The 26,495-nt window shown below is 54.7% G+C and carries 26 protein-coding genes; 5 read left to right on the forward strand and 21 right to left on the reverse strand.

Translation table 11 applies throughout. The features are described from left to right. Positions 1–100: 100 nt before the first annotated feature. The 5 genes from JFN91_RS06665 to JFN91_RS06685 form a co-directional block, all read right to left on the reverse strand. On the reverse strand, positions 101–832 hold the full coding sequence (locus tag JFN91_RS06665) for a hypothetical protein (protein ID WP_199388436.1): 732 nt from the start codon (positions 830–832) through the stop codon (positions 101–103). Positions 833–1,525: 693 nt separating this feature from the next. Continuing rightward, the gene (locus JFN91_RS06670; RefSeq protein WP_199388437.1) at positions 1,526–3,628 is read right to left on the reverse strand and encodes a DEAD/DEAH box helicase; all 2,103 of its coding nucleotides are present in this window, start codon (positions 3,626–3,628) and stop codon (positions 1,526–1,528) included. A gap of 652 nt (positions 3,629–4,280) precedes the next feature. After that, positions 4,281–5,039: a hypothetical protein gene (locus JFN91_RS06675; RefSeq protein WP_199388438.1), complete on the reverse strand. Its 759-nt coding sequence runs from the start codon at positions 5,037–5,039 to the stop codon at positions 4,281–4,283. 31 nt (positions 5,040–5,070) lie between these two features. Then, a complete protein-coding gene (locus tag JFN91_RS06680) occupies positions 5,071–5,490 on the reverse strand; it encodes a hypothetical protein (RefSeq protein ID WP_199388439.1) in 420 nt (139 codons plus the stop codon). Positions 5,491–5,577: 87 nt separating this feature from the next. Next, complete coding sequence (locus tag JFN91_RS06685; protein ID WP_199388440.1) at positions 5,578–5,880, reverse strand: hypothetical protein; 303 nt, start codon at positions 5,878–5,880, stop codon at positions 5,578–5,580. A gap of 263 nt (positions 5,881–6,143) precedes the next feature. Between JFN91_RS06685 and JFN91_RS06690 the strand changes: the two genes are divergently transcribed. Beyond that, complete coding sequence (locus tag JFN91_RS06690) at positions 6,144–6,551, forward strand: hypothetical protein (protein ID WP_199388441.1); 408 nt, start codon at positions 6,144–6,146, stop codon at positions 6,549–6,551. 16 nt (positions 6,552–6,567) lie between these two features. Further along, positions 6,568–6,720, forward strand: coding sequence for an LIM domain-containing protein (locus JFN91_RS06695; protein WP_199388442.1), 153 nt, complete (start codon positions 6,568–6,570; stop codon positions 6,718–6,720). Positions 6,721–6,758: 38 nt separating this feature from the next. Here JFN91_RS06695 and JFN91_RS06700 read toward each other — a convergent pair whose 3' ends face one another. The 4 genes from JFN91_RS06700 to JFN91_RS06715 all read right to left on the reverse strand — a co-directional run bounded on the left by JFN91_RS06700 (position 6,759) and on the right by JFN91_RS06715 (position 9,275). Then, positions 6,759–7,025 carry a hypothetical protein gene (locus JFN91_RS06700; protein WP_199388443.1) on the reverse strand — a complete coding sequence of 89 codons (267 nt, stop codon included), beginning with the start codon at positions 7,023–7,025 and terminating at the stop codon, positions 6,759–6,761. Next, the gene (locus JFN91_RS06705; protein WP_199388444.1) at positions 7,007–8,098 is read right to left on the reverse strand and encodes an RDD family protein; all 1,092 of its coding nucleotides are present in this window, start codon (positions 8,096–8,098) and stop codon (positions 7,007–7,009) included. The genes JFN91_RS06700 and JFN91_RS06705 overlap by 19 nt, the downstream gene beginning before the upstream one ends. Before the next feature lie 256 nt (positions 8,099–8,354). Then, positions 8,355–8,792 (reverse strand): thermonuclease family protein, encoded by a 438-nt coding sequence (locus tag JFN91_RS06710; RefSeq protein WP_236015015.1) that lies wholly within the window; start codon positions 8,790–8,792, stop codon positions 8,355–8,357. A 90-nt stretch (positions 8,793–8,882) separates the two neighbouring features. Continuing rightward, positions 8,883–9,275, reverse strand: coding sequence for a response regulator (locus JFN91_RS06715; RefSeq protein ID WP_199388446.1), 393 nt, complete (start codon positions 9,273–9,275; stop codon positions 8,883–8,885). Between the two features lie 394 nt (positions 9,276–9,669). Between JFN91_RS06715 and JFN91_RS06720 the strand changes: the two genes are divergently transcribed. Beyond that, positions 9,670–11,877, forward strand: a complete 2,208-nt coding sequence (locus JFN91_RS06720; protein ID WP_199388447.1) for a PAS domain S-box protein — start codon at positions 9,670–9,672, stop codon at positions 11,875–11,877. Between the two features lie 67 nt (positions 11,878–11,944). On the opposite strand, the gene JFN91_RS06725 is transcribed toward JFN91_RS06720, so the two are convergent. The 3 genes from JFN91_RS06725 to JFN91_RS06735 form a co-directional block, all read right to left on the reverse strand. Then, positions 11,945–12,484 (reverse strand): thermonuclease family protein, encoded by a 540-nt coding sequence (locus JFN91_RS06725; protein WP_199388448.1) that lies wholly within the window; start codon positions 12,482–12,484, stop codon positions 11,945–11,947. After that, entirely contained in the window at positions 12,481–13,188 is a 708-nt protein-coding gene (locus JFN91_RS06730; protein ID WP_199388449.1) for an SOS response-associated peptidase, read from the reverse strand. Before JFN91_RS06730 ends, JFN91_RS06725 begins: the two co-directional genes overlap by 4 nt. Positions 13,189–13,313: 125 nt before the next feature. After that, entirely contained in the window at positions 13,314–15,014 is a 1,701-nt protein-coding gene (locus JFN91_RS06735; protein ID WP_199388450.1) for an ATP-binding protein, read from the reverse strand. Between the two features lie 298 nt (positions 15,015–15,312). Here JFN91_RS06735 and JFN91_RS06740 point away from each other — a divergent pair, with 298 nt between their 5' ends. Beyond that, positions 15,313–15,771, forward strand: a complete 459-nt coding sequence (locus tag JFN91_RS06740; protein ID WP_199388451.1) for a MucR family transcriptional regulator — start codon at positions 15,313–15,315, stop codon at positions 15,769–15,771. Between the two features lie 56 nt (positions 15,772–15,827). On the opposite strand, the gene JFN91_RS06745 is transcribed toward JFN91_RS06740, so the two are convergent. From JFN91_RS06745 to JFN91_RS06785, 9 genes are all read right to left on the reverse strand, one after another. Continuing rightward, positions 15,828–16,739 carry a diguanylate cyclase domain-containing protein gene (locus JFN91_RS06745; protein WP_199388452.1) on the reverse strand — a complete coding sequence of 304 codons (912 nt, stop codon included), beginning with the start codon at positions 16,737–16,739 and terminating at the stop codon, positions 15,828–15,830. A gap of 228 nt (positions 16,740–16,967) precedes the next feature. Further along, positions 16,968–17,231 carry a hypothetical protein gene (locus JFN91_RS06750; RefSeq protein ID WP_199388453.1) on the reverse strand — a complete coding sequence of 88 codons (264 nt, stop codon included), beginning with the start codon at positions 17,229–17,231 and terminating at the stop codon, positions 16,968–16,970. A 241-nt stretch (positions 17,232–17,472) separates the two neighbouring features. Further along, positions 17,473–17,874: a large-conductance mechanosensitive channel protein MscL gene (mscL, locus tag JFN91_RS06755; RefSeq protein WP_199388454.1), complete on the reverse strand. Its 402-nt coding sequence runs from the start codon at positions 17,872–17,874 to the stop codon at positions 17,473–17,475. Between the two features lie 102 nt (positions 17,875–17,976). Continuing rightward, positions 17,977–18,669 carry an aquaporin Z gene (aqpZ, locus tag JFN91_RS06760; RefSeq protein ID WP_199388455.1) on the reverse strand — a complete coding sequence of 231 codons (693 nt, stop codon included), beginning with the start codon at positions 18,667–18,669 and terminating at the stop codon, positions 17,977–17,979. A gap of 1,418 nt (positions 18,670–20,087) precedes the next feature. Further along, positions 20,088–21,764 (reverse strand): GAF domain-containing protein, encoded by a 1,677-nt coding sequence (locus JFN91_RS06765; RefSeq protein WP_199388456.1) that lies wholly within the window; start codon positions 21,762–21,764, stop codon positions 20,088–20,090. A 708-nt stretch (positions 21,765–22,472) separates the two neighbouring features. After that, on the reverse strand, positions 22,473–23,453 hold the full coding sequence (locus tag JFN91_RS06770) for a hypothetical protein (protein ID WP_199388457.1): 981 nt from the start codon (positions 23,451–23,453) through the stop codon (positions 22,473–22,475). A gap of 81 nt (positions 23,454–23,534) precedes the next feature. Continuing rightward, positions 23,535–24,473 carry a CsgG/HfaB family protein gene (locus JFN91_RS06775; RefSeq protein ID WP_199388458.1) on the reverse strand — a complete coding sequence of 313 codons (939 nt, stop codon included), beginning with the start codon at positions 24,471–24,473 and terminating at the stop codon, positions 23,535–23,537. Between the two features lie 15 nt (positions 24,474–24,488). Beyond that, positions 24,489–24,896, reverse strand: a complete 408-nt coding sequence (locus tag JFN91_RS06780; RefSeq protein ID WP_199388459.1) for a curli assembly protein CsgF — start codon at positions 24,894–24,896, stop codon at positions 24,489–24,491. A gap of 26 nt (positions 24,897–24,922) precedes the next feature. Next, positions 24,923–25,324 carry a CsgE family curli-type amyloid fiber assembly protein gene (locus JFN91_RS06785; protein WP_199388460.1) on the reverse strand — a complete coding sequence of 134 codons (402 nt, stop codon included), beginning with the start codon at positions 25,322–25,324 and terminating at the stop codon, positions 24,923–24,925. 677 nt (positions 25,325–26,001) lie between these two features. On the opposite strand from JFN91_RS06785, the gene JFN91_RS06790 reads away from it, so the two are divergent. After that, positions 26,002–26,487: a S26 family signal peptidase gene (locus JFN91_RS06790; protein WP_268898691.1), complete on the forward strand. Its 486-nt coding sequence runs from the start codon at positions 26,002–26,004 to the stop codon at positions 26,485–26,487. Positions 26,488–26,495 lie beyond the last annotated feature (8 nt).

Genomic DNA, 26,495 nt, shown 5'->3' on the forward strand with positions numbered 1-26,495 from the left:
GGCATTTCGATGGGTTTCACTAGCCTTCTCTGTAATCCAAGCACCAGAGACGGAACAGGCGTCAAGGCTGGTTGCGTCATTCCATCTGTGGGTTCCTACGTCAAAATGGTACCGCTGGCTCCGGAAACCATGCCTTCCGGTCTATCTCGCCGCAATAGATGTAGTCTAGCCCGTTGCCATCGTGCGCACCTACCGGCGTGAAAATCGCGCCGTGCTCATTGACGTAGAAGCGGCCGCCTTGGTATCCCCGTATCCGAAAAACTGGGGCAACTGCTTGTGAAAGTAACCCTTTGTCCTTTAGTACCCTGGAAAGTTGTACCCTTCTCGTCATCCGGGGGCGGATGTCGGGAGGATCGGCATCTGTCAAGGCAGGCGTTTCAAAGTAGATGTCGGTGCCACCGGCAGCGAGGACGTAGGGAATACCCGGTCGGGGCCCGAACCATTGCTTGCCAGGCGCCAGTTGCTCTCCCCCTGCATCAACAGGCTTCGTGGTGAGCGTTTTGCCCTCAAAGTCGAAGTGAAAGTCTTTTCCGTAGCGGCCGGCATAGTGGTAAGGCACCTGACGACTTGCTGTATGGTCGCCAACCGGGACTAACACGTGCCGGTACTCGTTGATATAGAACGTACCCCCCGGCTGCCCCCCTGTAGACACCTTTATCTCGTTGATTTTGTCTACCAGATCAGCTGCGTCCCCTTCTACTGCCAGGAAGCGTAGCCCCTCATCAGCAGCGTACAAAACGGTGACACGCCAGGCGCCGTCGATGAAACGAACGGAGTACTTCGCAAGGGTGCCGACAACTTGCGGCCAAAGGCCTCGATATAGCTGGCTCATGCGCGCTCCTTTAGTTGTTCTTGATCCACTGCTCCCAGTCTTTCCACGATTCGGGAGATGCCCATCCGACGTACCGGGCGTCCCATCCGCCGTGGTTCTCTCTTCGATTGGTGATAATGTGACCGCTGGCGGTGATCCGCACCCGCCCACCGTTTTCCCCGAGGCGCGCTACCCTGAATCCTTCTGCAAGTCGGCTGTCGGGGCCACGCAGCAGGCAGATGGTCTCGTCACGGCCCCAATCCGTTGGGTGGTACCAGCGACAGGATAACGATCCGTCTTGCCCGATTACGCACTCGAGGCCGGTAGTGCTGGGGCCGGGCCAATGGGCGCCTTCCTTGAGCTCTCCGGGACTCCGTAAGTCGAAGGTGCTCCCGTCGGCGGCTTTCAAAAGGAGGCTGCCCGTGAAATGACCAATAAGGGCTCTGACACCGACATCGTGGTCTCTTTGCAACGGCTTCACCACGAAGCCGTTCGGCAGCAGCAGGACCCGGCCTCCCGACCAATGCCTCTCCACACAGTCCACCAACGAATCAGCTCCTCTTACCCACCAGAAACTCTGGCCCGAGCCATTTTGGATCCAGGTGCCCAGCTTCCCACCACGCACGTGGAACCCTGAATGATTGCCGCGCCCAGGCGAGAAGGGGCCCATCCATCTGGGGAAAGGAGCGGGTAGCTTGTGGAATGCAAACCCGGTCATGGCGGGAACTCCAGGGGGGGGAGAGAATCCTTATACTGAAGCCGCTCTCCTTGCACCTCGAGCCAGTAGTTATTGCCGCGGTCCCAAAAAATGTGCATTGCCAGTACCCCCTTTTCCCGTTCGACGCTAACCACCCAATTCAACAGTAGTGCCAGGACCTCAACAGGACCCTGGGCGAAGCGGACCTTGAGACGGTCCTCCTCCAAGGCCAGCACCTGTCGCCCCGCCACCCGCCGGATGCGAAGGCGCACTCCTTTTTCCGCGCTGCTCCTTTCTTCTTCCATAGGCGGATCGACAACCGCCAGGAAGCGCCAATCCGGTTCCGTGGAGCCTTGAGCGTCCACGCGCACGATCAGATGTCCGGCCCAGGTCCGATGTGCCCGCCGAAAGGAATTCCTCAGCAGAATTTCTTGCACCACAGCCTGAGGGACAGCAACGATGGCGCCATCCTCGGTCCGCAGGTTGTCTGACTGGTCTACCTTGAGGTACATGCCATCGGGCTTGCCCGGATACGGGTCACCTGGCTGCAGTCCATTTACATCGATTTCTGAAGAGGGGGGCTTGTAGGCCCGCGGGGCTTTCGAAATCTCCTCCAGGCCCTCCGACCACGGCCGGTCTGTCACCGGCTGCCACTGAAAATACCGGTTCCGCTCTGCACCGATTACCCCTTCCCAGTCGGCCTTTTCGTAGATAGCTTCATCCTCGGTATCCCTGACGTAAAGGACTATGATTCGGGCGCCTCGCTGGTCCGCTTTGCGGCGGAGCATCCTGCCCAGGCTTTGGACCCTCTGCCGAACGGACCCCGATGACGCCATGATGATGCCAAGATCCGCAGTCGGCACATTGAAGCCTTCAACTAACGATTTGGCGCTGATGATGACGCGCGCTACACCTCGACGGAATGCCTCGATGTTCTCGTCCCGCAGCGAACTCGGAAGTTGGCTGTGCTCTAGCACCACGGGCAAGCCCAGATCGCTTGCGCTGAGGAAAAGCTGGTCGATCTCTGCTACCGACTCGTGGAACACTATCGCGCGATGCTCGGAGGCGTTTGCTTCTGCAAGGACCCCCAATGCTACCTTGCTGCGAGCCTCAGCTTGGTAGAGAAGTCTTTTCCGCCGGTTCGCGAGCCCGATGAAACGTTCAGCCTCGGCGGCGGCGTTGCCGCCACGGCTAATTTGGCTCTGGCACCAGGCCAGGAAGTCCTGTGACGACCGGCTCCTGCGGTAGGTTACCTGTAGTGCCTTTCTCAGTTCAGATATTTCGGAGCTCAGCCGCTCGTATTGCGCCGCCTCTGTCATCGTTAGGGGGAGCCCAACGTGCCAAACCTCGAAAGGTGTCAGCAACCCAGCCTCGAGGCTCTGCCGTAACGAGAACTCGAATATTATGGGGCCCAGTCCATGGCCGACGGTGCTCGCCTCGTATGCGTCATTGCTTGGTATCCCCTGATCGCCGGAATCTTGCTCCGGCGTCGCGGACAGCCCAAGAGTATAACGGGGCCGACAGTCGAAGATGCGGCTTGCCTGTGTTGCGTTGGCCCGGTGACATTCGTCCACGACCAGCATCATGTGCTCGGGCCATCCCGCCTGGCTTGCAAACGCGGGAAGCCGGTCTCGGGCTGAGTTGAGAACGCAGATCAGAACCCGGATGCCATCTGGAGCGGAGGGCTCTTCACCGCCTCCCATCAGGCCTATCGCGGACTCAGGAATGTTGCTTTGCTTGAGCTCGTCGTACCACTGAAACATCAGCGGTATAGTGGGGACAACTATGGCTAGCCGCAGATCAGACTCATTGCCGTTTTGCAGGTGCTGCGCCGCTGCCAATGCGAACAACGTCTTGCCTCCTCCGGTTGCGACCTTAATCGTGCCGCGTCCTGAGGAAAGCCATAGGGGCAGGCACTCCCGCTGCCACTGATGGAGTTCTGTCTCTTCGGGGATCAGGCGCCACCGAGCCGGAAGGCCGGCCTCGGTGGCGCCGGCATCGATTCCCGTGTCTTCGGCCAACAAGGGGCCGGTCCTGGTTCGTTTCTCCGCCATAATGCGGCGAGTCTGCAACTGGAGAAGCTGCAACAGGTCCTTCTCGGAAAAAAGTTCATTTGGCATGATCACCCCATCTGGAGAGGTAGGCTATGTGCGCGGTGATGTTGTGCGATAGCCGGTATTGTTTCATGCCTTCGTTGATATTCTCTGCATGCTCTTTTGTCAACATTTTGGACCTGCTTTTTTGTCAAAGCCTAGACATGGAACGCTTATCCATTACCACATGAAATAGGGTGTTTCACTCCTAAAGAAAGTATTCCCGCCTTAGCCCCGGATGAGGTGGTGCAGGTGGTTTGCAGCCTTCACTTACTCACTTCTCATCTCTGGGTTTCCAGTAGGCACCCGAGCCGCAGTCGGTTATCCCCTCCGGAGGCTGTCCAGAAGTCGTAACGACTCTCTGCTCAATTACTGCCTGACTTTTTAGCAGCCGTAGTGTTACTTCCACCTTGCGTCCTGCATTTTCTTCAAGGAAAGCCATAATGTTTGCGGTATCTGGTGCTCCACTGAAGTCGAGGACCAATACTCCGTAGGGGGCGACTAGGATTGTCCCATGCGTCTTCAAGCCCATAGCGGCTCCCGTTTAGCAAGATTAGGCCGTTTTATTTTACCTTGAAAATCACGGGCAGCAATATCGCTTTTCGTGAACTGCTCTACATGGATTGGACCGGCGTCGGCGCCGCCCCTAAGAGGCTTATGTTCTTGCCATTGGTATACCCTAGGTCAGTCGGGACAAACCTGAGAAGAATGGATTTGCCAGCATCTCTTGCAACTTGATGGTCCTCAAGAGAAATGTACATGCATCATCTAAATCGACAGACTGTGCCCCAAATATTAGTTCCGTTCCACTTATCGGGTAGTAGTCATATTCGTAGCCCTCATAATTAGTAACTGCACTTGAAATAGCAAAATTGATGTTGTTTTTAAGTGTTGCTATGGGGAGTATTGTGCCAACTGCGACAGCTTCTAAAAATTCCTTTATTTTACGACCAGACCTCTCAATTGCCTTCCCCACAAGGAACGTATTCGCACCAAAATCTACAGCCCATCCATGTATTGTAGAGCTGTAAATACGATCTGCGTGACCAGGAGCACGGACTGGCATACCTGATGAGTGGGTAAGCCACCAGCAAGACGCCCTTAAAAAAGCCTGGGCTAGTTCCTTAGGTACTGGTTCATGCAGTTCAATCCAAGGGTAGTCTTCTTTGACTTTATTGATAGCTCTCTTTCGCTTTTGTATAATTGTTTTGCGGAGCAGTATTAACTCATCTAACATCGATTGGTCTAATTCTGCAGTTACAAAAACTTCGTGGCATTCTGAGCATTGCCTTGCACGTCGATACCAGCGAACATCCTGATGTAATTGATAATATAAATTTCTTACTGGTTCTGTTTTTGCCTTCTTTAATGGAACCGAAAAGCAGGTACACAACCGGTGACATCTCGGGCAGTAGGAGACAGGTCCAGTCTTAGTCATAACTTCACCTCCGCGAGGAGAGCGCGAGCTGTTAGGGGGATATTTCCCTCAAAAACTCCTCCACGCTGTACTGTGAGAACTTCACTGCGTCCTGCTCGGCTCCCCCGTGACACTTCACTAGCAAATTGACCATCATGAAAATGCCTGCCTCGCTGTCAGGGTACATCCCGAGGTTGGTCTGCATTGCGTGTCGGTACTCATGGGCCAGGACGCGCAACTGCTCGGCCAAGTCGGTTTCAAACACGGAGACTCTCACCTCGGTTCCGGTACAGGCCCCTTTTATGTGACAAATGTAACTGCACCCCTCGACTCCGAAGGACAGAATCGGGTTTCGCTCGAACGTGATCGTCACGGGTGACGTAGGATACTTCCGGCATAGAAACTTTATGAAAGTCAAGGTTTCCGGGAACGCGAGCTTGCGGTTTCTGATGGACACCTTCTTGCGTGCCATTTGCGCTCCTTGCTACCCATGCACCGCATAGGTTGGCCATGTGGGTAGAGGAAAGACCCCCCATAAGAGATTTGTGCAACCCTGGTTCTACCTATAGCGTGAAACAAGCCTGTTATATAGCTTTTGAGGCTCATGCATCGGCTGTCCTTTACGAGTGTTCAAGGCATTCACACAAAAAAAACCATAATGCTCGTTGAGGCTGTTATGGAATAGAGCTAAGGCTCTGGAACGATCTGAATCGCAAAGCTGGAGCAAGCGAGGTGCGATGTACTTGATGTATATCCCCCCTTGATGACACATATACTCACAGCACTGTTTCGCATTCATCGTTGCAATGCGGGCGAAAATGTCCTCATTTTCTTCTACTGTTATAATCTTAGGCTTAAACATAGCGGTCTCCTGTTAATAACAAAGTAGCCTTTTGTGATGTAAACAAGCTGCGGCGACCTTCCCATCCACGCTTTGACCACGACGGCCACCACTCCAAGAGAATTACCCAATTACGTAACCACATTGGCGTAGATTTGCAACAGAGGGGTATCTATCTAATGAATGCCACCAGCGCCAGGTTGTCCCAATTTGGAAATCCCCCCACCAGTGATACCCTCTCTCCGGTGCCTCGATGCCAGTGCAAATGAAGTCGGAGGTGCAACATGACCGAAAAGCTCTGCGTGGTCTGCCTCAAAAGATTTACCGGTTCGGTTGCTGCGGTGGCGGTGCACGAGCTGGACGACCGGATCAATAACCCTCCCACCCCTCACGGCATTCTGTCCGGCTCCAGCCGCCCTCCGGTGCGTGCAGAAAACCTGGGTCTTTGCCCCGAACACCAGGAGTACTACGACGAGGGTCTGGTCGCCGTGATCGAGATCTTTACCGTGCGCAATCAGGAGGAGTACAACGCCGTGGCGTCGCATGCGGAGGGGCGTACAGGTAATATGCTGTACCTGCCTAAGGAAATGGTCCAAAAGCTGGCGGATTTTCCGCCCAACAATGCCGCGGTCTTCTGCGAGCGGGAGTCATTCGAGCGGATCAAGAACGCGTCGAAAGACGTGTGGTCGTAGCCAGGGGAGGTGGGGTATGAGCGACATCATCGAGGATCTCTTCGCGTTTCTTCAGACTACAGGCGAGCCGGTCACCTGCTCCCGCTGCGGCCGGCAACTGGCAGACGGCGAGCAGTACACCCTGGACGAGAACAACCAGGTGGTGTGCCCGGACTGTGAAGAGGTGTAGCACGTCCCAGAAAAGCAGGTATTAACCCTGTCTGCCATTTACCGGTCTTTGCCTTTCTTGGGGAACCAGTAGCTTCCATGCGCGCAATCTGTAAGTCCTTCAGGTGGGTGCGAGGTAGGCTGCCTCTCACCCTTTGCCCGTCGCCCTGTCGTTTCCTCCGGCAGTTCAAACCTTGCCTCGATCGATCGTCCCACGCTCTTATTGAGCGCTTCGATGACGTCGACGCCGCTTGTTGCAGCGTCTATCTCCAGCCGCAGCGACCCGGCTGGCCCCTTCTTTATGTTTATTACCACTTTGAGTTCCATGAGGCACCTCCCTCAGTTCTCACGGACACAACCTTCTCCTTTGGAATGTACAGCTTAATCGTCCCTGCGTTAAGACACATATCCTCCATAGGAATGCTAAGGAAACCAGGTTGACGGATTCCGCTTGCTGTCATTCGGTGTTTTACGTCCGACGGACCGTAGCGTGGAGCTATCTCATCGGCTGCCCGTCTCAGAGCTATTGGGAAAGGCATCCCGGCCCCTGCGAAGCCTGCACAAGCTTGCGACACAGCACCAATCGCCTCAAAGTTATTATTGTCGTTATTGACATCTAGGTAGGGGTACCTTCTGTAGATTTTATTAGCGACTTTTTTCATGGCGGCCTCTGTAGCCACATCAGCTTTGTAATGCACTTGAGGCCCTGCGGAACTCATAGGCAGCTGGGTCGGGGCTATAGGGGCCTGCGCAACTAAGGGGGCAGTCGGGGCGGGAGCAAGGGTTGGGATGGACGCACGTAACTTAGCTCTACGATCAGCACGAGCCGCACCCTTCTCTAGTAGGGTCGTAAAAATAAATACCGAAAGCACAATACATAATACCACTACCTTGCATGAATTGAGTTGGCCATATCGGACATCAATTGCTATTGCATCATCCCAAGAGGCACTTCCTCCTTTGTCGATTCTATCAGCTGCTACTGCCATGGTTATCGCTTCAATCAACGGCACACCTAGGGCGTATCCCTTTACCCAAATCAATATCCCACGGTGCAGTGTGTCCTTAAAGGTTAACGAAGCACCATTCTGCTTGTGAAGAGAGATATTTAGCAGCCATTTGCCTGGTGTCGTACCAACAGCCCAAAGGGTGTATGCTTCCAGTAGGAGCGAAAAAGGAAGAACCAGCACTGAGAACACCAAGAAGGCACCTTTGGTTTCAATGAACCAACTCGCTAAATTTTCATCGATCAGAAATAAAAGAACTAAGCAGGTATAACTAAACAAAATGATATCAAGTCGACGCGCCCAAAACCGACGCCATGGCTTACCTCTTATTCTTGCAGTTGTCGCCTCTATACGAAGAAATATATTCACATTATCTTTTTGTTTAAGTTCCATGAACCCTCCGAAAACCACCGCTGGAAAGTAGAGGACAGGGCTACGAATTAGGGTGTCGCTTGTTTAGGGACAATTCGGCAAGGATATGTTGGATATTTCCAATGTCAAGGAGGGTAGCAAGGCCAGCCTGGAGTAGTAGCAGATTGGGGCAGATGGCAGGTGCATCTGGCTAAATCAGTTCCTGGGAATTACGAGCGCACATTTCAAATTTAGCGTTAGAAGTTTCATGTGCCACAAGCAATCCTGCGGCCTAGGATTACTGTCTCACCTGTTTCCTGAACTCCCAAGGCGGCTGCGGGTTCCCCTCCCTCCAAAGCCCCCGCCCTTCGCGCCTGGCCTCTTCCTCCGCCCGGATGTACTCCGATGCATAAGGCCGGTCCAGGTACTGCCGGTACGCCCAGGCAAAGCCCTCCCTTACCATCTCCTGATTGACGTCCCAACCTCCGAGGCGCAGCACCGACACCGCCCGCCGGTACCTGTCGACATCCCGCACCTCGACCGTCACCCTCTGCCCCCCGATCTTCCCCTTCAGGGCTTGAAATGCCTCCTCCCCAAAAGGCTGCCCCGGCTTGGAGATCCTCCCCGTCCTCCGGTTCCTCTTTTCCGTCTCCGGCGCGTCGATGCCGTAGAGCCGGACCTTCACCTTGGTTCCCAATACATCCTGCACCTGCACCGTGTCCCCGTCGCTGACCATCGCCCCCTTAGAGCGCATGCCATCGGGGAACCCTGATTGGCTCCGACCCAAGCAGGGACAGCACAACCCAAATGATAGGGCTATTACAAGCTAATGCCGTTCAAGCTCATTTAACTCGGCAATCTTATCTTTTATCAGCGATAAAAGCTCTTCTACGTTTATGGGTTTTTGCACAATGTAGGTGTTCGGGATGCTAATAATCTTATCTAACTTTATTTGCTGACTTTCGCCCGTCATGATGATGATTTTAATCGGATCGGGCCCAATTTTGTGAACAGCATCAATCATAAGATCGCTGCTCGTTGGTGGAATTGATGTAGTGGTTACAACAATGTTAACTTTGAATTTCACGCATATTTCACAGGCTAATTCAAATTTGGCTGTTACATGTATGACTGCATCCGGAAGGCTGAAACCGACTATACGAAAAAGAATGTCTCTTGTTAGTTCATCATTATCAACAATCAGTATTGATACGGGCATGTGATTTCACCTCTAACGTAATATTGGTGCGTGTCGGTTCTGGACCGAAACAGATTAAGATTAATAATGGATTTCAAGATTAATGACCTCACCCAGGTTAACCATCATGGGGGCCTTTTAAGTCTACTACCCAACAGCCGGACCATCAAGAGCCCGGTTTTCCAGTCTTTACAGGAGCAAAATCAATGACCATGAACCCGGCTTTACGATGTAACTAAGTATACGAGTGACAATAATTAACCCCGTTTGGTTATGTTTTGTTGATTTTATTTGCTATACGTAATAAGATTTCGCTTAAAAAACTGCCTCTCAGACTATTACACCCGCGCATTACCGCCTCCTTCCCCGTAGGCGGTAATTCACCCCGTTACCACGACTTCTGGAGCTGCCGGCAATGAAGCCTGACTCGACTCACGCTAACAAGTGCTTTGTCACGGAGGAGTATAACTCTGTCCTCATTGTTGTGAAGGATAGAGAAGAGCAATCGACCCTGAGTTCGATCATCTCCTTGGGCTGTCCCATGTTCGACCTGCATATGGCAAAGGACGGGGAGGAGGGACTGGTCCTTTTTAAGCAGGTTCGGCCGCACATCATCATCACCGACCTTGGCCTACCCAGGCTAGACGGCCTGAGCATGGCTGAAGAGATCCGGAGGATCGAGCCGTCGGTGGAACTTATCATACTCAGCTGCAGCACCGACCTCATCCAGATCAACAGGGCCCTGTCCATAGGCATCCACTGTTATGTTCCTAAACCGATAAAGCTACCGCAGTTGTACGAAGCGTTGGGTGCCTCGCACCTCAAGGTGAAAGACCTCTCCGCGCACGGGATTGCCAAGGGGGCACAGCAAAGAAGCGAACAGCGGCAGCGGCACGACCCTGGTCCGACCGGGCTTGTCACCGGCTTTGCCGAGTGCTTCGACAGCTCCGGGGTCGCTGACTATGCAGTTGGCACGCTTCAGGATCTAACGGAAACAGAAGATATGAGACAAGCGCTGCGGGCGAGCGAAAAGCTGCTTCGGCTCGCTTGCAGTGCGGCCAACGCAGGAGCTTTTCAGTGGGACATGCACACTAACCGCAACGAGTGGTCCGATGAACTGTGGGGGCTCTACGGTCTCGAGCCGAACTCGTGCGAACCGTGTTATCAATCATGGCTCGAATCCGTACACCCTGAGGACCGTGCGACAGCCGAGCAAAAGGTGCATGAAGCCGTGGCTACGGAGGGGGAACTGTACGCGGAGTGGAGGGTCAACGGGACCGGGGAGCGTTGGCTGCTGTCGCGCGCGCGACCGCTGCGTGACGAGCACGGCAAGGTGGCCCGCTACATCGGCATCGTAATGGACATCACGGCCGAGAAAAAGGTACAGCAAGAGCTTTTGCGACATCGAGATAATCTTGCCTCCCTGGTGGAGGAACGGACTAGGGAGCTGCAGGAGAAAAACAGGGCTCTTGCAACCGAGGTACGGCAACGCCGGACCGTCGAGCGCTCGCTGAGTCAAAGTCAGGCACGGTTTCGTGCTCTTTTCGAGTACAGCCTGGACGCGATCTTTTTGGCTGAAGCGCACGGAGTTGTTTTGTCTGCCAATCAAGCAGCCTGCAACCTTTTTGACATGACCGAGGAGGAACTTTGCAGGGCAGGACGAACCGGCCTCATCGACCCCAGTGATGACAGATTAGACGCCGTGTGCAGGGAGCGCGACTTGCACGGCAGCGTGAGAAACGAGTTCCGCTTCAAGCGCAAGGACGGCAGCGTCTTTCTTGCGGAAATGACCTCCTTCCTGGTCGACAAGAAAGGCAAGTATTTCGTGATCATTCGCGACATAACGGCCAGCAAAAGGGCCGAGGCCGAGATCCTCTCGCTGAACACGACGCTGGAGCTCCGGGTCAAGGAAAGAACGGCGGAACTGGAAGCCGCCATCAAGGAGATCGAGTCCTTCAGCTATTCCGTTTCGCACGACTTGCGTGCGCCTTTACGCCATATCAACAACTACAGCGCCATCATCGCAGAGGAGTTAGGCGCCTCTCTGACGGCAGAGGCACAGCACTATCTGGGCAGGATGGCGGAGGCGACCAGCAGGATGGGAACCCTAATTGACCACCTTCTGGAGCTCACCCGGGTAGGAAGGACCGCCATGCATTGCGCACGTGTCGACTTGAGTGCTTTGGCAATGACAATTACCGCCGCCCTTCAGGCGGGCGACGAAAAGCGCCAACTTGAGGTGAAGATCGAGGAGGGGCTGGATGTCGAGGGTGACCCCATACTGCTGCGGCAACTCCTGGAAAACCTCTTCGACAATGCGTGGAAATACAGTGCAAAGCAGCCGATCACCAAACTGGAGTTCGGAAGAAAGTTGCCCATGGAGCCTTCGGAGGCATGTTTCTGCCTGCGGGACAACGGCATCGGCTTCGATATGACCTATAGCGATAAACTCTTCAGAATTTTTGAACGGCTGCATGGGGCAGAGTACGCCGGGACCGGCATCGGTCTGGCAACCGTGAAGCGCATTATGGAGCGCCACGGGGGACGGGTCTGGGCCGAGGGGAGTGTCGGCCGCGGTGCCACCTTTTATTTCGCACTGCCGCAAAATACTACGGTGGCATAAATGCTGACTTCCTTCTCTAGAACCTATAAAGCAGGAGATTGTCGCAAGACTGCGGGTTCCTGTTGATCTACTGCTGCCCCCTCAACCCTTTCCTAAACTCCCAAGGCGGCTGCGGGTTCCCCTGCCGCCACAGCCCCCGCCTCTCGCGCCTGGCCTCTTCCTCCGCCCGGATGTACTCAGAAGCATACGGCCGGTCCAAATACTGCCGGTACGCCCAGGCGAACCCCTCCCGCACCATATCCTGGTTGATATCCCGCTTCCCAAGGCGCACCACCGACACCGCCCGCCGATAGCGGTCGATATCCCGCACCTCGACCGTCACCTTTTGCCCGCCGATCATCCCCTTCAGAGCCTGATACGCCTCCTCACCGAAAGGCTGTCCCGGCTTGAATATCCTCCCCGTCTTCCGGTTCTTCTTCTCCGTCTCCGGCGCATCGATCCCGTACAACCGGACCTTAACCTTCGCCCCCAGTGCATCCTGCACCTGCACCGTGTCCCCGTCGCTGACCTTAGTGACGACCCCTTCAATAATCCTGCTCGGATCCTTGCCCCAGGCCGGGCCAGTGCCCAATGCGAGAACAAGCGCTATCAGAAAAGGTAGTCTCATTGTGCCCTCAAAATTTCAGTGCTGATCTCTTTCTGAGGGCAGATCGGCGCAATCAACTCGCAGCTGTCGACCTTCGGCGTGTTGACCAGCGGCGACACCGGCCACAGCTCCAACAGGTCGGCAGGGTAGGGCTGGAAGAAAACGGAGAGGGGCGTCGGATCGGTAAGGTGTCGGTTGAGCCAGCGCCCGCACTCGTCTGGGTGCAGGATGACCGGCATCCGCTCGTGTATCGACTCCAAGAGCTTGTTGGCAGCCGTGGTCAAAATCGTGAAGGACTCCACTACCTCTCCCTCGGGAGATTTCCAACTCTCCCACAACCCGGCAAAGAGCATGGGAAGCCCATCCCTGATTCGGATGTAGTGGGGGAGCTTCTCTTTCCCCTCATGCCGCCACTCGTAGAACCCCGATACCGGCACCACGCAGCGGCGGTACTTGTACGCCTGGCGAAACGAGGGCTTCTCCAGGAGCGTCTCCGACCGTGCGTTGATCATCTTGTAGGCTATGGTCCTTTCCTTGGCCCAGGCCGGAATCAGCCCCCAGTGCAACAGGTCAAGCCGGTTGCCCCCGTCCGTATCTTCCCTTACCACCGCTACCTGCTGAGTTGGTGCCACATTGTAACGAGGGACCACAGTGGGAACGACCTGCAGCCCGAATGTTTCCGCCAGCACCTCGGGCGCGATATCTACTGCGAATCTTCCACACATGGGACACCTCATTGTGATGGGAACGGATTCTCGGTCTGATGTGGTTCGAGTGGCAGAACCGGAGGGGGCGTACTTTGAGCAAGTATCGTTAACCGCGACAACAGGGACTTTCGGAGCTTTCGGGGTTACGCGCCTTGCAGGGTAAAGTAAAAGGTCGCACCCTCATCGGGTTTTGACTCCGCCCAGATGCTGCCTCCATGACGTTCGATGATCCGTTTCACAGTCGCCAGACCGATACCCGTGCCTTCGAATTCTGTGCCATGCAGTCGTTGAAATGGTCCAAAAAGCTTGTCGCTAAAGGCCATGTCAAAGCCAACACCGTTGTCCTTTACGTAGAATGCCTCCTGGCCTGAAGTTGACACCTTTCCAAATTCTATCCGGGCAGTCGGGTTTACAGCTGAGTACTTCCATGCATTCTCAAGCAGGTTAACCATCATTTGCATCAACAGCGACCGGTCACCATGAACCTGATGGCCCTTGCCGACCACGAAGTCAACATGGCGGCAGGGTTCCGCTTCATGTAATGCAGCGCAGGCTGATTGAGCCAAGTCACTCAAGTTGACCGATTCTTTCGCCAAAGTCGTTCGACCGACTCGGGAAAGCTCTAGCAGATCATCGATTAGTTTTCCCATCTGCCGACTGGCAGTACGGGACCGTTCCAGGTTCGCATGTGCTTCAGGGGGCAGCAGATCTCCGAAATCTTCCACCACCATTGCGATATAACTATTTATGTGCCGCAGTGGCGCTCGAAGGTCATGAGAGACTGAGTAACTGAAGGACTCCAACTCTTTGAGAGCAGTTTCAAGCCGGGATGTCCGTGCCTGAATGCGGAGGTCTAACTGTTCATTTAACTTTTTAAGGGCTTCTTCAGATTGAAACTTTTTTAACGCTATGGCAAGGTAGCCGGCCAACGTCTCCCACATGCTGATGCTTGCCGCGGAGAAAATCCCTTTCCGGAAGTCGTTTAGCTGCAGCAGCCCCAATCTGTCCTTCCCGACCACCAAAGGGATCAGGGCCACCGATTCGTATCCCGCCCGGTTACAAGTATTACGGGTGCCGCTTTGCCGGTCAGCCTCACTCGTCGTGGCAAGAAGCTCGGTTGTGCTGTTGGTCCAGAAACTGCCGTTGGATGTGAAGAAGGGCTTGCTGCAGTCAAATCGCCCCCTGATTACGTTCCCGCACATGCAGTCAAGAACGGGAATGCCGCTGCTATCCCGTATGATCTCGCCGTGGGAGGTTTTATTGCAAAGCATGTTCTCGGCTTTAAGGAATTCGGATGGAAATCCTTGCGCCACATAGTACGGGTAGTCTTCTTCTTCCCTTATTCTGATCCCTACTGCAGAGCAGCCAGAACTCTCTTGTAAATGACGCAAAGCCGCAGCAATCAGCTCCTCAACGGTAATGCTCGCATTGACTATCTGCAAAAATTCAAACACCGACTTTCGCTCTTGCTCAATGAGCTTCCGCTCGCTGATGTCGCGGACGACGGCCATCATTTCGGCAGGCGTTCCATCTTGGTTCTTTTTTAAGCTCACTAGCAACTCTACGGGCAACACTGATCCGTCTTTGCGCCGGTACTCCTTTTCATATATCTCGGAAAACCCGTTGGCGAGTACCTGATCCTGAATGATGCCCGCTTCCATAGCATGCCATTTGGCCGGTGTCAGGTCCACATACGTCATCGAATAAAGTTCACTGCGCGTGTACCCGACCATGTCGCAAAAGGCTTCGTTGCAGTACCGTAACCTTCCACTCATATCGACACTTCCAAACGGGTCCCTTATGGCTTCAATGATATCTTTAGTTTGATGCTGGTGGTTTATCACAACTCTCTCCCTGGGTGGCGATTTGACAGACATTACCTTTTTTCTCAGAAAAATTAATACAAAGCAATACTTAAAGCAGCGGATGCCGGTTTTTTATGGCTCCAGTGCCCCCTCGTGCTGGTGGTGTCTCCCTGTCTCTTTCTGCTGCGGGAGGTACACGTAAGGGGTACTTGCAGCCATCAGAGGGAAAGTCTTACTGACTGCTCCTTTTACTGAAGCAGCTTCAATTGACTTTTGACAACGGTCCAGGTAGAAAAGAATCTTGAAGTATTAACGCGAACCAATATTGGAGTTGCCAATGACAACCTTGCTAGAAGTTGTCGGACGCATAGTCACCGCCCACCTGTCCCGATGCTCAATGACATCAGAGGATGTCGTTGCTGAGATCAACAGCGTCCACGCCACCCTCTCCAACCTTGACAAAGGCGCCAGCACAAAGAGAACAACACCGAAAGGGGGGGCGGCTGTATCACGAAAGCAGGCATTTGGGAAATCGCAGGTTGTGTGCATGTTGTGCGGGAAGGGGGGGATGCGGACGCTGACGCGCCATCTGGCGAGCAATCACTCCATGAAACCGGCGGAGTACCGGAAAAAATTCGGAATCCCTAAAGAACAACCTTTGACGGCAAGCGACTTTTCGGCGCATCGGCGGGCGCTGGCCACGGCCCGCGGGCTCGCCGACCATCTGGTGAAGGCCCGTGCCGTTCGGGCAGAGAAAATCAGGGCCAGGAGAACGAGTTATGAGGGGCTCTCCTAGGTCACTGCGACTCCGCCAAAGGAGATTCCTGCAAGTTTTCGGGTTGGGTTAGGAACTCACCACGCTTTTTCCGAGCTGTATGTGAATGTGTTCTTGCCCGCTCTTTTAGCCTCATACATCGCGAAGTCAGCGAGTGAGATTAGGGCCTGGGGCTTGTCACCGTCATCGGGATAAAAACTGATGCCGATGGAGATGCCAATAGTGCAGGCGGTACCGCTGATGCGGAAAGGTTCCCCGAACGCCGTCAGCAGCTTACGCGCCACAATCCCGGGTTCCTCCCTGGTCTTGATGTCGTCGAGCATGAGGATGAATTCGTCACCTCCCAGGCGCGCCACGGTATCCGACCCGCGGACACATGAGGTGAGCCGGTGAGCGACCGCCTGAAGCAACTGGTCGCCGGCCTGGTGACCGAGCGTGTCGTTGACCCCCTTGAAGCCATCCAGGTCCGCGAAGAGCAGGGCAACCCTGCCGTGATGCCTATGGGCGTGAAACATCATCTGTTCCAGCCGGTCCATGAATAGCGCCCGGTTCGGCAGCCCGGTGAGCTCGTCGAAATGGGCCATCTGCCCTAATTTCCGCTGCAGTCTCTTTAGTTCGCTGATGTCCTCCTTGACCCCGACGAAATGGCTTATGACGCCTGAGTCGTCCGCTACGGGAGAGATCGAGGCCAACTCCCACACCTGGGTGCCATCCTTGTTGCGGTTGTGAAACTCGCCATGCCATTCCCGCCCCGAGAGGATGGTTTCCCACATCTCGCGGTAGAAGGACTCCGGCTGCTCCCCCCCTTTAAGAAGGCGCGGGGTCTGACCGATGACCTCCTGCGGTAAGTACCCGGTTACCTGGCAGAATTTGGGATTGACGTACTCGATGACGCCGTTGCGGTCGGTGATCATTACCGAGACAGGACTGTGCTCCACGGCAGAGGCCAGCTTCCGCAGTACCGCTTCCTTGCGTTTAAGCTCAGTCACCTCGCTTTCCAGCCTTTTGTTTTTCGCTGTCAACTCCTCTACTCCGCCCATATACCACCTGCCCGCTGAGGGAAAACCACCCCTGTGATTATACAGTTTTGTGATGGTAGAAGCCAACGGGGGTAGGGGCGGAGACGTGGGGTGGAACATGGGAAGCGGCAGCAGCTGATATCCAGCGCGTCGAGATGAGGTCTGAGCAGCAAAGGGGCTTGCCCACCAGAACCGGTTTCACTCACTCATCATTTTTTTGATCCTGTTCGCAAATTCCTTGTCTGCTTTCACTCTGGAATAGAAGTTGTGAGACGACATCGCAATGCTCCTATCCAGCAACAGGCTGTAGTAACCGTCCTCGCTTTCTCCCTCGATACGGACCCGGTACCGCTGAATCAGGTTTTCCGAAGCGGTAAGTTTTTCGATGTTGCACGAGGGGTAACAATCCGATAGCTCGTCGAGTTCCTCGGGTCCAAGAAGCAGAATATCCGTGATGCTCATGCTGCTAACTATCCTCCGGTTTGTCGGGGCAACTTCCCGGTGCCTGGGGGAAGCGCCTGTTCCTTCTACAGGTTCTCCGAACCTGTCAATTGTTGCGCTGCCCTGGACGAAAAAAAGCCGGGGGCCTGCATACCCTGTGGGATATTTCGGCGACCCGGCTGTTCCGCCCCATTCTCGCGGATGGTTTAGTTATTTACTTTATCGTGGCTGTTTTTTAAGCTGTCTCGGCGCTAGTGCGGCATCATCTGCCGCTCTTGAGCAGATCCCTTATTTCGCCAAGGAGGATTTCTTCCCTCGTCGGTGCAGGTGGAACTGGTGCCGCGGCTTCTTTTTTCTTGAGTGAGTTTATCCCTTTGATTGCAGCAAATACGGCAGCTGCGATGATAATGAAGTCTATGATGGTCTGGATGAACTTGCCATAGCTGATCAGTACCGGTGGTTTGGTGCCAACGGCTTCCTTCACGACGATGGAGAGTTGGGAGAAATCGACTCCTCCCAGCATGGCTCCGATGGGCGGCATGATGACGTCGCCGACGAAGGACGATACTATTTTGGCGAACGCCGCGCCGATGATGATGCCGACCGCCATGTCAACGACATTCCCTTTAACCGCGAATTCCTTGAATTCCTTGGCGATGCTCACAGTCACACCCTCCGTGTCCATAGATGAAGGAAGCTACCTACGTTTTGTCGATGCCATGGGATCACCATAGGCCACTAATCTTTAATTTGTGTCAGGCCGGATCTACTCGTCGTTAGATCTAAGCAGGCGGTAAATACCACCTCCAGCTATTGCCCCGATGATTGGGGCAAGCCAAAAGAGCCACAGTTGCGAAATGGCCCATCCCCCGACGAATACAGCGACTCCAGTGCTGCGCGCGGGATTTACCGATGTATTGGTTATTGGAATGCTGATGAGGTGGATCAAGGTAAGCCCTAGCCCGATGGCAATAGGAGCAAATCCTTGTGGCGCACGCTTGTCAGTAGACCCCATGATGATGAACAGGAACATCATGGTCATGACGATCTCTGTGATGAGCCCGGATGTCAGCGAATACCCGCCGGGGGAATGCTCCCCATAACCATTAGAGGCAAATCCGGCAGCAACATCAAATCCCGGTTTTCCGCTCGCAATCAGGAAAAGTACAGCGGCACCTGCCATTCCGCCTAGTACTTGAGCTAGTATATACGGTACAAGGTCTTTAGCGGGGAAGCGCCCTCCAGCATAGAGACCGATAGAGACTGCAGGGTTAAGGTGGCATCCCGAAATATGGCCGATAGCGAAGGCCATCGTGAGAACAGTCAATCCGAAAGCTAGCGCGACGCCATGCAATCCGATACCGACATTCGGAAAAGCAGCGGCGAGCACGGCACTACCGCAGCCACCAAGAACCAACCAGAATGTACCGATGAACTCGGCGCCGAGTCGCCTTGTCATAGCAATTCTCCTTTCTAGGTCAATGTGATACGGATCAGGTCAAAGCATAACACCCTTCCGGAACATTCCAAAAGGGTGTTTGCTTTTTAACTCGTGTAGTCGTACTAGCTGCAGCCGCCAGGGGCAAGGCTCCCATGACGTTTTCCTCTACCCCACTGCCGGGTGGCGTAACGCCCCCCCCCGCCACAGTTGGGCCAAAGCCCCCCGAAGGTGAACCCTTCGTGCCGCTTTCCCGGCCTCAGCCCGTTTCCGTGCTCCCGCCTCCGCTTTCGCATCCGCTCCAGCTGCGCCGCCCCCGAAAACCGGCTTCCCTCTCAGCACCGTCTCCCCGCCTGCCGTCCCGGCAGGCAGCCGGAAAACTAAAGGCGCCTGAAGGAGCGGCCGAATGGCCGCACCTTCAGGCAAACCTGCCACCCCACAGCGCGAGAGTTACGGGGCAGAACTCAGGCTGAAAGGATGATGGTAACAAATTAGAAACGTTTACATTGGAAGTTGTATACGTTATGGTGTGCGTGCCGCTGGCACCGTTGCCTCATGAATGAGAGTGAGGGTTTAAATGGACGCGAGATATTGCATTGTGAATGACTGCCTCTACGCCCTGCGAGTTACTGCTTTACCTCACATGCGACAGCAACTCGAGCTTGAGGTGAAATTGCTTAAGCTAAGGGTAGAGTTGCTGAAAGATGAAAGTGCATGGGGGGAGTTCAGGACACTGCTCCTTTTGAGGACCTTCAGCAACTGGTGCAGGTGTTTATCGCGTATCGTCAATCCGAAGACGCATGTTGGGAGATAGTACGGCTCGTAGATGCGTTGTTTACCCAGGTTCGGGCTCAGGCAGCCGAGCATGCCTTGAACGCTGGCACTACACCGTTTTGGGGGGAGGTCTCCCCCTCGCTGCAACCGCCAGGGGCAAGGCGCCCCTGACGTTTTCCGCTCCCCCCTCTGCGGGGCGTCCCCCGCAACGCCCCCATCCCTCACCATGGGCCAAAGCAGCCCTCTGGCAAGCCTTCGGGCCGCTTTCCCGGCCTCAGCCCGTTTCCGTGCTCCCGCCTCCGCTTTCGCCTCCGCTCCAGCTCGGCCGCTCCCCCGAAAACCGGCTTCCTCAACAACCACCGTCTCTCCGCCTGCCGTCCTGGCAGGCCGACAGCCGGAAAACCAAAAGCGCCTAAAGGACCGGCCGCGCACGGTCGCACCTTCAGGCACCCCCCAAACTCAAAGCGGGAAATGCCATGCATCAGTAGAAAACTGCTATGTAACGCATAGTCGACAGGGGTATGCCTCAACCGAGGGTTTATGTGAAGCACGTTGGGCCTTCTTAGGTGAACAAATACCGTGGAGGGGGTGCCGTTCATCGCCAACGGGGGCGAGACCGGTCCAGTCAGGTTTCCCGACCGGGTGATGTGGGGCCGTGGGCAAGCTTACGGATTATGCTCAGGAGGCGTGGGGATCGTGAAATAGACTGCTGCGCCTTCATCCACTCTCCCTTCCGCCCAGATCTTACCGCCGTGGCGTTCGATGATGCGGTATGCTGTGGCAAGCCCTATGCCCATTCCCTCAAACTCGGAACCGTGCAGTCGCTCGAATGCCTTGAAGAGGTTCTGTCTGTAATTCATGTCGAAGCCAACCCCGTTGTCCCTGACGACGTACGTTTCGTGCCCAGACACGACGGTCTTGCCGAACTCGATGGTGGCCGATGTTTTCGTTGATGTGTATTTCCAGGCGTTTCCGATCAGGTTTGCCAGCAGTTGGTATAGCAGGTGGTAATCACCGATGCAGTTAATGCCTGGATCCACTAGTTTTTCCACCTTTCGGTGTGGCTCGGTCTCCTGGAGCATACGAAGTATCGAGGTTGCCAGGTCGCTGAGGTGGACTTGGCTCCTCCGAATCTCGGTTCGGCCGACCCGAGAAAGCTCCAGTAAGTGGTCGATCAACGCCCCCATCCGGCTCGAAGTTAGCTGCATGCGCTTCAGGTAGTCAAGTGCCTCGGGGGGAATGGCATTCGCGTGTTCCTCCAAAAGAATCGCGCTGAAGCTGTTGATATGGCGTAACGGGGCACGGAGATCATGGGAGACCGAGTAGCTGAAGGTCTGCTGTTCGCGAATAGCGGCCTCCAGGTCTGACGTGCGCTGGATAACCCTTTGCTCAAGATCTTCATTGGCTTGTATCAGTTGGTTCTGGCTGCGTCGGAGGGCATCCTCCATACTCTTGCGCTCGGCGATGTCCCAGGTCAGGTCTGCGAATAAGGAAGCCGTGTTGAGGTCTGCCTCGGAATAATGATCTGCTTTGTTGCCTACCCCCAAAATGGCCACCGTCACACCGTTTCTCTTAACAGGCACAACCAGTTCCCTGACTAACGGTGCATGTCCGCGGGGAAGTCCATGTCGGTGTGGCAAAGAATTGTAGTCATTGTGAATGACTGGTCTACCATTGATGACGCAGTCGATCCACACTCCTGCCTTGTCAATGCTCGTTTCACTGTAATGCCATTCTTTCTGGGGCATCTTGCAGAAGGAGTTTATGGTTCTGGTCGAATATGCCTTGTGGGTAACGAGCCTCGACTTCTCATCAAAGACGCTATAAAAGCTGATGACACTTCCGGTCAGCTTTTCCACTTCATTCAGTACCTCCACCAGGAGTTCATCTATGGAGTGGGAATCGGCAAACCGCATCAGGTACAGGCGGGAGGTGTGGATGTCATTAACCTTCTTCAGTTCGGAGATATCGTGAAGTGTGACCAGCGTTTGATGGGGGGAGGTTTCGCCGCAACGGAATTGCGGGATTGCGTTGATGCTCATCCAGACATGAGAGTGCTTATCGTAGTTGTAGACCCCCGCCAGGACATTTTGTATAGGTTCTCCTGTCCGCAAAGCAACCATGGACGGAAACTGCTCTGGCGCCAAAGCGGCACCATCCTCTGTTATTACCCTCCGTCCTAGAGCCTCCGAGGTGAGTCCAAGAAAGGCGTCGCGAGTTAACCCAAACAGGGAGAGTGCCGCCGGGTTCACGTCCACCAAGGAACCGTCCGCCGATTGGTAGAAGGCACCTTGTGCCATCGTCTGGAACAACGAATTGTCGTCATACCGGAGTTTATCCATGGGATGCTGGAACCTTTAACGCTCTTGACGAAAGGGATCGCATTTATTGTGGCAGACAGGCTAGATGAAGTATCTCCAAGACTGTGTCTGGAGGAAAGGCCTGGCAATTAATATGTTAAAATTAAATAAAATTATTTTCCTTAATTTGCAAGAGAAAAGATGAGGATAGGGTGTTTGACTGTTGGAGTTATAGTCGCTCGTGTTACAGTAGCCACTCTCCGCCAGGCAGATATGATCATCCTTATACTGTAACGCAATCGCACCACGTATATGGGGGACGCCTCCCCCTCGCTGCAACCGCCATGTGCGAAGCCCTGCCGTTTCCCGCTCCCCCCTCTGCGGGAGATACCCCCGCAACGCCCCTAATCTGTCCAGTAGGCCAAAGCCGCCCTTGGCAAGCCTTCGGGCCGCTTTCCCGGCCTCAGCCCGTTTCCGTGCTCCCGCCTCCGCTCCAGCTCCGCCACTCCCCCGATAACCGGCATCCGGATTGATCTGCAAAAAAGAAGGCTCTGTTAAGCTATAGTGTTGGAAATTTGCATCCCCCACGGATAGGCTACACTTCAAGTAGTTTTGAAGGGAGGGTGCGCTGTCATGCCTGTGTTACGCTGTATTGGCCGGGGTGTTCCTGGACAGTTCGACAACAAAAAGGGGGACGGTGTTCTGTCCCCCTCATATCAAGGCATAGGCGCGTAGAGATCGGTGCTACCGTTAGTTGCTCTGAGTGACGGCAACGTTATTAAAGTTGCCGGTCTGGCTCACGGTGCTGCTGTTCCAGGCGCCGCTTTGAGTCTGGGTAGCGATATTGTCGTTTCCGACCTGAGTCAGCTTGGCGAAGTTGTTATCGCCGACCTGGTTTTGAACTGCGGAGTTACGGTCTCCCACCATGGTGATGTCCGCAACCGTGGCGATGCCTAGCTGTGTCTGGCTGGCAAAGTTGTTCGAACCGACGATGTCGATAACCGCGCTACGATTGGTGAGCCCCCAAACGGTGTATGCCTGAACCTGCTCGGTCGTATTGAAGCTGCCGACCATCTTGGCGCTGGCAACATCCTGCATGCCGTCTTGAAGTTGGGTCGAGATGTTATCGTTCCCGGTCTGGATAATTTCCATGCCGATGGATTTCCCGCTCAGGCTGGTCTGTGTGCCCGAATTGTTGTTACCGGTCTGCTGCAGGAGCATGTCCTGGATCCCATAGGTGCCGTATTTGTAGGTTGTGACCTGGGTTCCGAGGTTGTTGTTCCCCACTTGTTGTATGTCGATAGCGAATTTGCCGGCAGAATACCCCTCATGTGCCGAGAGATCCTGGGTGCCGCTGTTGTCGTCCCCGGTTTGAGTGATTCGTGACCCCTGGTTACCCACATGCCAGGTGGTGCTGGCCATATTGCGATCACCTTCCTGATAGATCACGGCGCCGGAAACATAGCCAACGAGCTGACTGGAGTTCGCGGGGGTTCCTGCATTCCCCTGGTCCACGGTTGCCGTGTTGGTGTCTCCGAGCTGGTCCACATCTGCCTTGAGGTAGTCGCCATACTGATTGACGGTCGCCGTATTGTCGGCGCCAACCTGATCAGTTGTTGCAAGAACGTTATTGCCCACCTGGATCACGTCCGACAGGTTGCCGGCAAACGCGAGACATGGAGTTACTACGGCGAGCAACATACCCAAGGCCATCATTCTCGTCTGTTTCATTTAGCTTCTCCTTTTTTGGTAGATGTTGGTTGGCACGCGCATATGCCCAAAAACACCTGCATTTCGATGTTTTGCAAGGTGCTATTTTCTTGAAATTTTGGTCGCCTTAACCCCCTGCAGTGCATCATTGCGGAGTTCGACCTCGATGCCTTCGCGTTCCTCCAGATATTTTTTAATTAACGGAGTGCCGATATCGGCTGGATCTTTCAGCTCCCAGAGGCCGGCGAGAATGCCTTCGACAATCAGGTCAAACACGCTTTTTTCAATCGCCTCAACGGTGCAGATGGCTGCCGGCTCATTGGTCGAGAAACCGATTTCAGCCTCCAGCAGGTCCTTGATCGAAATGAACTTGAACACGCCGGCGTCAAGCTCCCTGGACAGAACTGTTTTGGTGGTATTGACCGTCTTTAGAATGACGCCGTTCTTGGTTGACACGGCCCGCAGAAAGATGGAGAGCTGGTCCTGGCGGTACTGCAGTGAGGCGCCGATGCCTGTGAGCTTTCCGCCCATGGCGCTGGTTACCAGGTTGGTGTCGTATGAGATGATGCCGCCTTCCAGCATAATGCCGGCATACATCAGCGGTGGCAATTCGATCTGCGGGGGCACTTCTCCTCGAGCTTTCGCGGTTGCCGCATAGCTTTCGCTGGTTTGCCGGATGATCTTGCGCTCCGTCAGGAGGTTGTTGAGCCCCTCCCTCTCTATCGGGACGAACCACCCGGAGTCTTCAAGCGCTTTTATGAGCATTGTGGTCGAGCCCTGGGTCACCGCGGTGGAAAAGCTCGACACGTTTGAAGAGTATTTGTATTGCCCGGTCTGATCACGGAATTTATAGACCGCTACCGGAATGCGCTGTTTTGGCTTAGGCAAGCCCATTAACGCCTTATGTGTGGATGTCGCGTACCCTCCAAAGCCAGGCGTGGCACGACCGGTACCGATGACGGACATTTCTGTGGCGCAGCCGCTCATGCCAAGCGCCAGCAAAACGATGACTAACGTAAAAAGCATCTTTGTTCTTTTCAAGTTTTCACCCCTTTGCTAGAAATTGGGAACCGTGACCGTTGTCGTACCACCGTTGACGGTATCAATAATCGTTATAGTGAAGCTGTCGACCCCACCCGTCACATCGACATCCATGCCTGCGTAGGAATAATGGCCGGGCTTAAAACCGTCTTCACCGTACATGTCTTTGGTGAGTTTGGAGGTCACCGCGTAAAGCAGGCTCCTTTGCAGTGATTCGTCGAATTGCTCCAACGGCGTCAATGCCGCGGCCTTCTCCTTGTGGTCGTTTTGCATGGCGGCCGAATTGAGAAGATAGGCGCCGTTAAAAGCATTGCCGCCCACAAACGACGGGTTGACAGGGGTGTGAACCAGTTCTGAGGCAAAGGCTTGCCCTCCCATAAAGATACACATGACCATAACAGCCAGCTTTTTCTGAACACTCATTATGCCCCCTCCTATTAACGTCATTGTCAATGGATGCCGTCACCACGTAAATCCTTCTCTTGCTCGAGATTCTCGTTCGCTTCGCTTCGAGCTTGCAAAAAATCCTCACAGTACGCCACCGCCTCGGAGGCAAGATTCTCTGTCTCCGCTGCATTAGGCTTCAAAAGTGTCTTGTAGACCAGCTCGCCGTTTATTTCGATGGTGAGCCAACTCCCTGCGCGCACGTCATACTGCTCGTCCATGACGATGTTGTAGCCGGTGGCGCCGGTTTCCCAAAGGGAGCTAAATACACAGACGAAATCCTGGCCAGGCTTTGACTTGGTCTGGTTGATGATAAGGCCATCAATTTCGATATCTGCTGTCTGTGCCGAAAGTGGCAACGCCTGGGCTAGCAACAGCCAAAGAAAGGCTAGCAGAGGAAGCACCATCCAGCCTCCGCAGCGACATGCCGGCGCGCATTGCAAGAGGGGTTTGCTAACAGGGGCCCTGCTATTACCACCGTGATCTCGCCGCGAAGCTGCCCAATCAGAAAAAACCACCATCGACATTCGTTTTCTCCCGTTTTGTGCCTCGCGCGCATCTTTGCGCTTTTGGCTACAGGCAAGCCGTGGGAACGTCCGCAGCATAGACTTCGGCTGCATGCGGCGCGAACCGATCCCTTTAATTAATATTTTTAAGCTGTAATTTGGTTGTTTTTGAGGGTCGCGAAGTGCCGATAGGAAGGGCTGCCTGCCTCCTTGTTAGCTGGTGTAAACATTAGCAGATGCTAACGATAGCACCTGAAAATCAGATTGCTACCAGGAAATAAAAATCATTCACCGGCAGGCCGACAGCCGGAAACCCAAAAGCGCCTTAAGGAGCGGCCGTGTCCGGCCGCACCTTAAGGCCAACCACCCAACCCCACAGGCAAAATTCCACGTACCGCTTGAGAATTAAAAATAACTAAATATACTCCATCGGATGGTGCCGCGTAGGTCAATGGCTTAACGCATTGAGCCTGAGGAGGGGGGGCAGAAAGAGCCTGTAGAAGCCCCAAATTCGCCCTGTAGCCGGAGATCCTGACGGCATGGCTATACCGATACGCGATGAGAGGGTGTTAAGGCGAATGGTGGCGGTCCTTCTTCTCCTCGGAGCGATGCATGTCCTCGGAGCCGAGTATCGAGGGGCATTCTGGATCAACGTCACCGACAGCGAACCGATGGGCCTGTATCGCCTCCATCCGGTGCAGGGGGAAGTCCAGCGCGGGGAGATGGTCATCATGGAGGTCCCCGAAGAGTTCCGGCAGTATGTCTACGGCCGGGGCTGGCTTCCCCAGGGATGGCCGCTGTTGAAGCACGTCGGAGCCGTCGCCGGGGATTCCTACTGCGTGGAGCAAGGGCGGTTCATCGTCAACGGAAGTGTGATCGGTCCGGTCTACGCCTCCGACCAGGAGGGGCGGCTGCTGCCGAAAGTCGAAGGGTGCCGCGAGGTGCCGGCCGGGTATTTCCTCCCCGTGGCCACTCACATCGCGCGGTCCTTCGATGGCCGCTACATGGGAGCCGTGAAATTATCTGTCATCAAGGGGGTGGCAAGGCCGGTCGTCACCTTTTAAGGAAGGAC

The sequence above is a fragment of the Geomonas anaerohicana genome, assembly GCF_016458305.1.
In the GTDB taxonomy this organism is placed as follows: domain Bacteria; phylum Desulfobacterota; class Desulfuromonadia; order Geobacterales; family Geobacteraceae; genus Geomonas; species Geomonas anaerohicana.